The organism is Pseudomonas sp. 20P_3.2_Bac5 (genome assembly GCF_025466035.1).
GTDB lineage: Bacteria > Pseudomonadota > Gammaproteobacteria > Pseudomonadales > Pseudomonadaceae > Aquipseudomonas.
In genome coordinates, this window is record NZ_JANLOA010000051.1 from 84,404 (window position 1) to 93,365 (window position 8,962).

Genomic DNA, 8,962 nt, shown 5'->3' on the forward strand with positions numbered 1-8,962 from the left:
TTGTAAGAAATATTAGCCTCAAGGAATCCACAGATGCGAGTAATCGAGTCTCTTCTGATTGACGGCCAGTGGTCGGCTGGCACCCACGAACGCCAGGCGGATGTCTACAACCCCGCCACTGGCGAGCTGATCGCCCGTCTCGGCCTGGCCTCGACCGCCGATCTGGACCGCGCCCTGGCCGCCGCCCAGCGGGGCTTTCAGGTGTGGCGCAAGACCTCGGCCTACGAGCGCTCGAAAGTCCTGCGCAAGGCGGCGGACCTGGTACGCGAGCGCTCGGACGAGATCGCCGCGCTGATTACCCTGGAGCAGGGCAAGCCGCTGGCGGAAGCGAAAATGGAAGCCTTCGGTGCCGGCGACCATATCGACTGGTACGCCGAAGAAGGGCGCCGCGCTTATGGCCGGGTGATTCCGCCGCGCGCCCGTGGTGTTCGGCAAACCGTGCTGCGCGAGCCGATCGGCCCGGTGGCGGCGTTCAGTCCGTGGAACTTCCCGGTCAGCCAGTTGGTGCGTAAGATCGCCGGCGCGCTGGCGGCGGGCTGTTCGATCATCGCCAAGGGCCCGGAAGAAACGCCGTCCTCGTGCATCGAACTGTGCCGCGCCTTCCAGGATGCCGGCGTGCCGCCGGGGGTGTTGAACCTGGTGTTCGGCGTGCCAGCGGAAGTGTCCGATTACCTGATCCGCTCCGAGGTGATCCGCAAGGTGTCGTTCACCGGCTCCGTGCCGGTGGGGCGCGCCCTCGGTGGGCTGGCCGGCCAGTACCTCAAGCGCTGCACCCTGGAACTGGGCGGGCACGCACCCTTTATTGTCTGTGACGACGTCGACGTGGACGCCGTGGCGGCCTTGGGCGCCGGCTTGAAATTCCGCAATGGCGGGCAGATCTGCGCCTCGCCGACCCGCTTCTATGTGCAGTCGGCGGTGTATGAGCAGTTTGTCGAAGCCTTCTGCCGCGTCAGCGCCGGGCTGAAGATGGGCGACGGCCAGGACCCGGCCAGCCAGCTCGGCCCGTTGGCCAACCCGCGTCGGGTGGCGGCGGTGCAGGAATACGTGGACGACGCCCTGGCGGTCGGCGCGCAACTGGCGCTGGGCGGCGCGGGTGTCGAGGGCGGTGGCTTCTTCTATCCGGCCACGGTGCTCACCGATGTTCCGGAAAGCGCTCGGGTGATGAGCGAAGAACCCTTCGGCCCGATCGCCTCGATCGTGCGCTTCGACAGCCTCGACGAGGTGATCGAGAAAGCCAACAGCCTGCCGTTTGGCCTGGCGGCCTTTGCCTTCACCCGTTCGATCCAGCGCGCCACGTTGCTGGCCGACGAACTGGAGTCGGGCATGGTGTCGATCAACCACTTCGGCCTGGCGGCGCCGGAAACGCCGTTCGGCGGGGTGAAGGACAGCGGCTACGGCAGCGAAGGTGGTAGCGAAGGGCTGGACGCCTACTTCACCACCAAATTCGTCAGCCAGATCGGCTGACCGGTCACCTCATTCATTGAATTAGCGGGACCTGTGGGAGCTGGCAAGCCAGCTCCGACGGGATCCCTGCGTCGAGAACAAGAACAATGCAGACATTCGACTACATCGTCATCGGAGCAGGTTCCGCCGGTTGCGCCCTCAGCGCGCGGCTGGCGGCGGCCGGCAAGCAGGTGCTGCTGCTGGAAGCCGGTCCCGCCGACAATCATCCCTACATTCATATCCCCGGCACTTTCATTCGCGTGCATGGCACTCAGCGCACCTGGATGTACCGCACCGAACCCGAGCCTTTCGTCAACCAGCGCCGTGTCTACATTCCCCAGGGCCGCACCCTCGGCGGCGGCAGCTCGGTCAACGCGATGATCTACATCCGTGGCCAGGCCGAGGACTACGACGAGTGGCAGGCCAACGGCTGCCCCGGCTGGGGTTGGGCGGATGTGCTGCCGGTGTTTCGCCGCTGCGAGGCCAACGCCCGGTTGGGCGGCCAGTTGCACGGCCAGGACGGCCCGCTGAAAGTCAGCGATCCGCGCCATCGCCATGCCCTGAGCGAGGCCTTCGTGCAGGCGGCGGTGGAGGCGGGCGTGCCGGCCACCGACGATTTCAACGGCGCGAAACAAGAGGGCGCCGGCTTCTACCAGACCACCACCGCCGAGGGCCGCCGCGCCAGTTCCGCGGTGTCGTACCTGCGCCCGCTGCGCCATGACCCGCGGCTCAAGGTGCTGAGCAACACCCATGTCACCGAACTGCTGTTCGAAGGGCAGCGGGTGGTGGGTGTGCGAGCCAAGGGGCAACAGGGCGACGCGCTGGAGTTCAAGGCCCGCGCCGAAGTGATCGTCAGCGCCGGGGCCATCGCTTCGCCAAAGCTGCTGATGCTGTCGGGGATTGGTCCGGGCGAGCACCTGCAGTCGCTGGGCATCCGCACCCGCGTCGATGCGCCGGGCGTCGGCGAGAACTTCCAGGACCACCTCAGTGCCTCGGTCTACGCCCAGACCCGCGAGCCGGCCAGCCTGTTGGGCCATGACCGCGGCCTGCGGGCCATCGGCCATGGCCTCAAGTACCTGGCGACGCGGCGCGGCCTGCTCAGTTCCAACGTGGTGGAGAGCGGCGCCTTCGTCGACGCCACCGGCTGCGGCCGCCCGGACGTGCAGTTCCATGTGGTGCCGGCGCTGGTGGGCGACATGGACCGGCTGCCGCCCAGCGGTCACGGTATTTCCATCAACCCGTGCGCCTTGCGCCCGCGCTCTCGCGGCCGGCTGCGCCTGAAGAGTGCCGACCCGATGCAGGAGGTAGCGATCAATGCCAATTACCTGAGTGACCCCGAGGACATGCGCACCATGGTCGCCGGGGTGAAAGTCGCGCGGCGCATCCTGCGTTCGCCGGCACTGGCCAGCGTGGTCGAAAAAATGCTGCTGCTGCCCGACCACGACGATGTGCCGGACTCGGTGTTCGAGGACTATGTGCGCACCGTGGCCAAGACCGTGTTCCACCCGGCCGGCACCTGCCGCATGGGCCAGGACGCCGGCGCCGTGGTCGGCCCGGACCTGAAGGTGCACGGTGTGGAGGGCCTGCGGGTGGCCGACGCGTCGATCATGCCGACGATTGTCAGTGGCAATACCAATGCGCCAAGCATCATGATCGGTGAACGCTGCGCCGACTTCATCCTCGCCGCCGGCTGACCGGTCGCCGAATCTTCGCCAATACAACAATTACAAGAGTGCAGCGATGAATCTCATAGCCCGTAGTACCTTCGACAACGAGCAGGACAGCACCCTCTACAACCGCATCGCCTGGCGTCTGCTGCCGTTCCTGTTCGTGCTTTACATCGTGGCGTTTCTCGACCGGGTCAACGTCGGCTTCGCCAAGCTGCAGATGGCGGCGGACATCGGCCTCAGCGACATGGCCTTCGGCTTCGGCGCCGGGGTGTTCTTCATCGGCTACTGCCTGTGCGAGATCCCCAGCAACATGATGCTGCAGCGGGTCGGGGCGCGTTTCTGGATCGCCCGGATCATGGTGGTGTGGGGCATTCTTTCGGTGTCGATGCTGTTCGTCACCACGCCCAACCAGTTCTACGTGTTGCGCTTTTTGCTGGGCATGGCCGAGGCCGGGTTCTACCCCGGCGTGGTCTTGTACATGACGTACTGGTTCCCGTCCTATGCCCGTTCCCAGGGCATGGCCTGGTTCAACCTCGGCATCGCCATGGCCGGGGTGATCGGCAGTCCGCTGTCGGGCTGGATCATGCAGACCTTCGCCGGCGTCCATGGCATGGCCGGCTGGCAATGGCTGTTCCTGATCGAGGGCATGCCGGCGGTGATCCTCGGCGTCGTGGTGTTCTTCTACCTGGATGACCGTCCCGGCAAGGTGCACTGGCTGACGCCGGAGCAGAACGCGCGAGTGGTCAAGCAGCTCGCGGCGCAACGCGAGGCGCAGGAGCAGGCCGGGGCCGGGCACAACTTCCGCGCGGCTTTCGTCAACAAGGACCTGTGGTTGCTGATCTATGTGAACTTCGCCTTGCTGTGCGGCACCTACGGCGTGTCGTTCTGGTTGCCGCAGATCGTCCAGGGGTTGGGGGTGAAAAGCCTGGCGCAGACTGGTCTGATCGCGGCGATTCCGTTCGCCGTGGCGTCGGTGTGCATGTTGGTGGTCAGCCGCCATTCGGACCGCACCCGCGAACGGCGCTGGCACGGCACCCTGTGCAACCTGGCGTCCGCGCTGGGCCTGGCAATGGCGGCGTTCTTTCATGATCAACCGGTGTTGTCGCTGGCCGGCCTGAGCCTGGCGATGTCCGGCGGGCTCGCCGGGTTCTGCGTGCTCTGGGCGCTGCCCGGCGTATTGCTGACCGGCACGGCCGCCGCCGCGGGTATTGCCCTGATCGCCACCGTGGGCAACCTCGGCGGTTACGCCAGCCCGTTCATGATGGGCTGGATCAAGCAGAGCAGCGGGCACCTGGAATATGGCTTGTATGTGCTGGCGGTGATGACCGTGCTGGGTGCCTGGGCGATGTTCTCGGTCAAGCCGCCGAGCGCGCGGCAGCCGCAGATCATGGCGAAAACTGCCAACGCCTGATGTCGTGGAGCAATACAAGTGTTTCGTCGAGCGATACAATCGGGGCTTTCAACAGCTCGACATGAGGTGATCGCTTGGATCAGGAAGACGAAAAGCCCAGCAGCGGCCCGGCGCTGCTGGAATCGGTGGAGATGGTCTTTCGTCTCCTCGATGAACTCACCGCCGCCCGTCGCCCGCTGGGGGTGACGGAGCTGGCCCAGCAACTGCAAACCGCCAAGCCGCGCACCTACCGCCACCTGGCGTCGATGCGCCAGTTGGGCATCCTCGAACAGGACCCGGCCACCGAGAAATACATGCTCGGCGCACGGCTGGTGGCCTACGGCGAAGCCGCCGGCGAACAGTTCGACCTGCGCGCCATCGCCGATCCCTATCTCACCCGTATTCGCGACGCCACAGGCCAGACGGCCTTGCTGGCGGTCGCCACCCATGACACCGCGCTGGTGGTGTCGTGCGTCGAATCCAAGGCCAACGTGTGCATCTCGGTCAAGCCGGGCAACCGCGTGTTGCCGTACTGCTCGGCCCAGGGCCGCACGGTGCTGGCCTTCGCCGATGCCGCCAGCCAGCAACGGGTGATGCGCCGCAAGATGCCGCAACTGACCCCCAACACCCTGCACGACCCCGAGCAACTGGCACAGCGCCTGGAGCTGATCCGCCAGCGTCTGTACGACGATGCGGACGGCGAAGTGACCCTGGGGATCAACGCGTTGTGTTGCCCGATCTTCCGTGAGAACGATCAGATTGTGGGGACCATCGGCATCGTCGGGCCGAGCGCGGCGATCCCGTCACCGCCGCCCGCGGCCATGCTGCGCGAGCTGCAATCGGCGGCGGCGGAGATCAGCGAGCGGTTGCATGCGGGGACGTATCAGCGGTTGTAGCAGGGGGCGTTGAGGTAACTCTTGGTTCTATGAAGACCATGAGGTGTCAGTCTGGATACTGTGTAATGGCGACCAGGTGCTAGCCGACAGTTTTTCAGCGCCCTCAAGACCGAGCGCCGCCCGCGCGGCGCATCGCGAGCAAGCTCGCTCCTACATTTGTTGCAACGCACCATGGCCTATGGGATTGGCGTTGCCAGCCTTGCTGCATGGCGGGAGAGTGCGGGGTGGCTGAGGCGTCAGCCTCGAAATCAAGCCGAACCACCAAGGCGGTCAACCATGGCCTGACAGGCAAAGGTACGTTGCAACCAATGTAGGAGCGAGCTTGCTCGCGATGCGCCGCGCGGGCGGCGCTCGATCTCATGCAGCGATGAGGCCCTCAGAACCTCAGAAAAGACTCAACGGATACTCGGTAATCAACCGCACCTCATTGAAATTCACGCCGCGGTCCGGGCTTCTGAAGCTCGCTTGCCGCACGCGGAATGACAAGTCCTTCGCGCTGCCCGACTGCACCACGTATTTCACATCGATGTCCCGCTCCCACGCCCGACCGTTGTCGGTCTGGGCGGTGTGGAAATCGGTGCCGCGCAGGTAGCGGGTCATGAAGGTCAGGCCGGGCACGCCCAGCGCCGCGAAGTTGAAGTCATACCGCGCCTGCCACGAACGTTCGTTCTCGTAGTTGAAGTCCGAATACTGCACCGAGTTGGCCAGGAACACGGTGCTGTTGCCGTCCACGCCGTAGGTGTAGTTGCCCTGGCCGCTGACCCGCTGGTGGGCGATCAGGAAACCGTGCGGGCCGGCCGTCAGCGAGGCCGCGAGGCTCCAGATGCGGTTGTCCAGTTCGCCGGCGCGGGCCTGGCCCTGGCTGCGGGTGTCGTAGCCGTTGAAGTCGAGCTTGAAGGCGTAGCCGTCGGACAGCGGCATTACGGCGGTGGCGCCGACGTAGTACTTGCGCCAGTAGTCATCGACATCCGAGTGGTAGGCCCGCAGGTTGAGGTTGCGGTTGAGCTGGTAGTCCGCGCCGATCAGGTCCAGCGACGACAGCCGACCGCTATCGTGCTCGCTCTGGTCGCGGCTGCGCATGGCGGTGAAATGGCCGGCATGCATGGTCAGGCCGTCCAGCTCCTTGCTGGTCAGCAACCAGCCTTGGGTGGTCTCGGGCAGCAGGCGGTTGTCGGTGGTGGCCAGCACCGGCAGGTTGACCAACTGTTCGCCGAACTTCAGCTCGGTTTTCGACAGCCTGGCCTTGAGCGCCGCGCCGCCTTTCGAATAGCTGTCCTTGGCGCCGTCGCTGTCTTCTTCCAGCAGCAAGGTGCCGCCGCCCTTGCGACCGTTGCCGGTGTCGAGCTTGATGCCGAGCAGGCCGATGGCATCGACACCGAAGCCGACCGTGCCCTGGGTGAAGCCCGACTCGAATGTGGCGATGAAACCTTGTGCCCATTCTTCGGAGTAGTTCTGCGCCGTGCGGTCATCGAGGAAGTTGCGGTTCATATAAAAGTTGCGCGCTTTTATTGACAGGTGCGCGTCTTCGACAAAGCCGCCGGTGTCGGCCTGGGCGGTCAGGGGAACAGCACAAGCCAGTGCAAGCAGGTTTTTGATTTTCATTATTGTTTTTCCATGCAGGTGCGCGAGTCACAGCCCTGTTGCGGGAAGAGGACGTGGCTTCCAGGGCGTGACCATGGGTATCCGGAGAAACGCCTATTTGTTCTTTTGATAGAAACACTGTTTCTCTGGATGGCTGATGCTATTGATCCTGCCAGCGTGCTGTCAAGCCGCTTGGGCGATGGTTTCGGCTTTTCTTCGCGTCATGAATCGCAGGCACGCGAAGGCCCCGGCCACAGGGCCCGCAGTGCGGGTCATGTGGCCGGGGCCGTGGTCGAAGCTGTGGTTGTGGCGATCAGCGGCGGGTGAAGGAGCGGGACAGCAGCAACAGCAATGAGGCGAACACCACCATGATCGTCGCCGCCGACAGCAGCACCGGGCTCAGGGCTTCCCGCGCCGTGGTGAACATCTCCCGCGGCAGGGTGCGCTGGTCGGGGCCGGAGAGGAACAGGGTGACCACCACCTCGTCGAGGGACGTGGCGAAGGCGAACAGCCCGCCGGAGATCAGCCCCGGCGAGATCAGCGGCAAGGTCACCTTGCGCAAGGTCATCCACGGCGTCGCGCCCATGCTCGCCGCCGCCCACAGCAGGCGCTGGTTGAGGCCGCCCAGCGCCGAGCCGACGTTGACCACCACGAACGGCACCGCCAGGGTGGTATGGGCCAGCACCAGCCCGGCGAAGGTGCGGGTGATGCCGGCGCTGGAGAACACGAAGTACATGCCCACCCCGACGATGACCGCGGGCACGATCATCGGCGCGATCAGCAGCACTTCGATCAGCCGTTTGCCGGGCATCGCCGGGTGGCGTAGCCCGAGCGCCGCCAGCCCGCCGAGGACCACCGCGAGCACGGTGCTGGTCAGGGCGATGGCGAAGCTGTTGAACAGCGCGCCGAGCCATTGCGGCGAGGCGAAGAATTCCTCGTACCAGTGCAGGGTGAACTGCCCGAGGGGCAGCGACATGTAGCGGCTGTCGCTGAACGACAGCGGCAGCACCACCAGGATCGGCAGCAGCAGGAACGCCAGCACCAGCCAGCCGCCCAGTGACAGGCCAAGGTTGCCGAACCAGGCCAGCGGCCCGCTATTGGGATTGCGAATCATCGGTTCACTCCTTCGCTGCCGCGGCGGGCCAGCCAGGCCTGGATCAGGTAGAGCAGGGTGGTCGCTACCAGCAGCACCAGGCCCAGGGCCGAGGCCAGGCCCCAGTTGAGGGTGCCGGTGGTGAACTGGGCGATGTAGAAGCTGATCATCTGGTCGGCCGGGCCGCCCAGCAACGCGGGCGTGATGTAGAAGCCGAGGGTGACGATGAACACCATCAGCGCCCCCGCCGCCAACCCCGGCAACACTTGCGGCAGGTAAACCTGGAAGAACACCCGCAACGGCCGCGCGCCCATCGAATAGGCGGCCTGGACCAGCAGCCGGTTGCAGCCGGCCATGGCCGCCAGCAACGGGAACACCATGAACGGCAACATCACATGGACCAGCGCCAGGATCACCCCGAAGCGGTTGTAGAGCAGGTGCACCGGGCTGTCGATCAGGCCGAGGCGCAGCAGCAGCGCGTTGACGATGCCCTCGTCCTGCAGCAGCACCATCCAGGCGGTGGTGCGCACCAGGATCGAGGTCCAGAACGGCAGCAGGATCATCAGCAGCAACACGTTGCGGGTGCGCGGCGTGCGCCGGTCGAGGAAGGCGCACAGCGGAAAGGCCAGCAGCACGCAGAACAGCGTGGTCAACGCGGCGATACCAAAGGTGCGGCCGAGGATCGAGCGGTACAGGCCCGCTTCGTCCTTGGCCACCACGCCTTCGCGGTAGTCGTACTTGACGTCCATCGCCGACAGCAGGTGGTAGGTGCCGGCCGGCCCGGCGGCGCGCTTGAAGGTCTGCCAGGTGCTGTTTTCCAGCCAGCGCGGGTCCAGGGCCTGGAGCGACGCGGCGCTGCCGTCCAGTCGCCCGGCTTCGCGCTTGGCGT

At 65.6% G+C, this 8,962-nt stretch carries 7 protein-coding genes; 4 read left to right on the plus strand and 3 right to left on the minus strand.

Going from position 1 to position 8,962, the window contains the following annotated elements:
* Window positions 1–33 precede the first annotated feature (33 nt).
* From NTD88_RS09075 to NTD88_RS09090, 4 genes are all read left to right on the plus strand, one after another.
* Window positions 34–1,464 carry an NAD-dependent succinate-semialdehyde dehydrogenase gene (locus NTD88_RS09075; RefSeq protein WP_262155108.1) on the plus strand — a complete coding sequence of 477 codons (1,431 nt, stop codon included), beginning with the start codon at window positions 34–36 and terminating at the stop codon, window positions 1,462–1,464.
* Between the two features lie 86 nt (window positions 1,465–1,550).
* Complete coding sequence (locus NTD88_RS09080; RefSeq protein WP_262155109.1) at window positions 1,551–3,137, plus strand: GMC family oxidoreductase; 1,587 nt, start codon at window positions 1,551–1,553, stop codon at window positions 3,135–3,137.
* A gap of 46 nt (window positions 3,138–3,183) precedes the next feature.
* Window positions 3,184–4,524, plus strand: a complete 1,341-nt coding sequence (locus tag NTD88_RS09085; RefSeq protein ID WP_262155110.1) for an MFS transporter — start codon at window positions 3,184–3,186, stop codon at window positions 4,522–4,524.
* Window positions 4,525–4,598: 74 nt separating this feature from the next.
* A complete protein-coding gene (locus NTD88_RS09090; protein WP_262155111.1) occupies window positions 4,599–5,399 on the plus strand; it encodes an IclR family transcriptional regulator in 801 nt (266 codons plus the stop codon).
* Window positions 5,400–5,783: 384 nt separating this feature from the next.
* Here NTD88_RS09090 and NTD88_RS09095 read toward each other — a convergent pair whose 3' ends face one another.
* The 3 genes from NTD88_RS09095 to NTD88_RS09105 form a co-directional block, all read right to left on the minus strand.
* A complete protein-coding gene (locus NTD88_RS09095) occupies window positions 5,784–7,001 on the minus strand; it encodes an OprD family porin (protein WP_262129443.1) in 1,218 nt (405 codons plus the stop codon).
* 292 nt (window positions 7,002–7,293) lie between these two features.
* Complete coding sequence (locus NTD88_RS09100) at window positions 7,294–8,091, minus strand: ABC transporter permease (RefSeq protein WP_410017269.1); 798 nt, start codon at window positions 8,089–8,091, stop codon at window positions 7,294–7,296.
* The coding region (locus NTD88_RS09105; protein WP_262191725.1) for an ABC transporter permease at window positions 8,091–8,962 on the minus strand (872 nt) is incomplete at its 5' end. The genes NTD88_RS09100 and NTD88_RS09105, both read right to left, overlap by 1 nt.

Bases quoted from the DNA above. Each gene is read 5' to 3' on its own strand.
- NTD88_RS09080 (WP_262155109.1), top strand. From the start codon at position 1,551: ATGCAGACATTCGACTACATCGTCATCGGAGCAGGTTCCGCCGGTTGC.
- NTD88_RS09095 (WP_262129443.1), bottom strand. From the start codon at position 7,001: ATGAAAATCAAAAACCTGCTTGCACTGGCTTGTGCTGTTCCCCTGACC.
- NTD88_RS09085 (WP_262155110.1), top strand. From the start codon at position 3,184: ATGAATCTCATAGCCCGTAGTACCTTCGACAACGAGCAGGACAGCACC.
- NTD88_RS09075 (WP_262155108.1), top strand. From the start codon at position 34: ATGCGAGTAATCGAGTCTCTTCTGATTGACGGCCAGTGGTCGGCTGGC.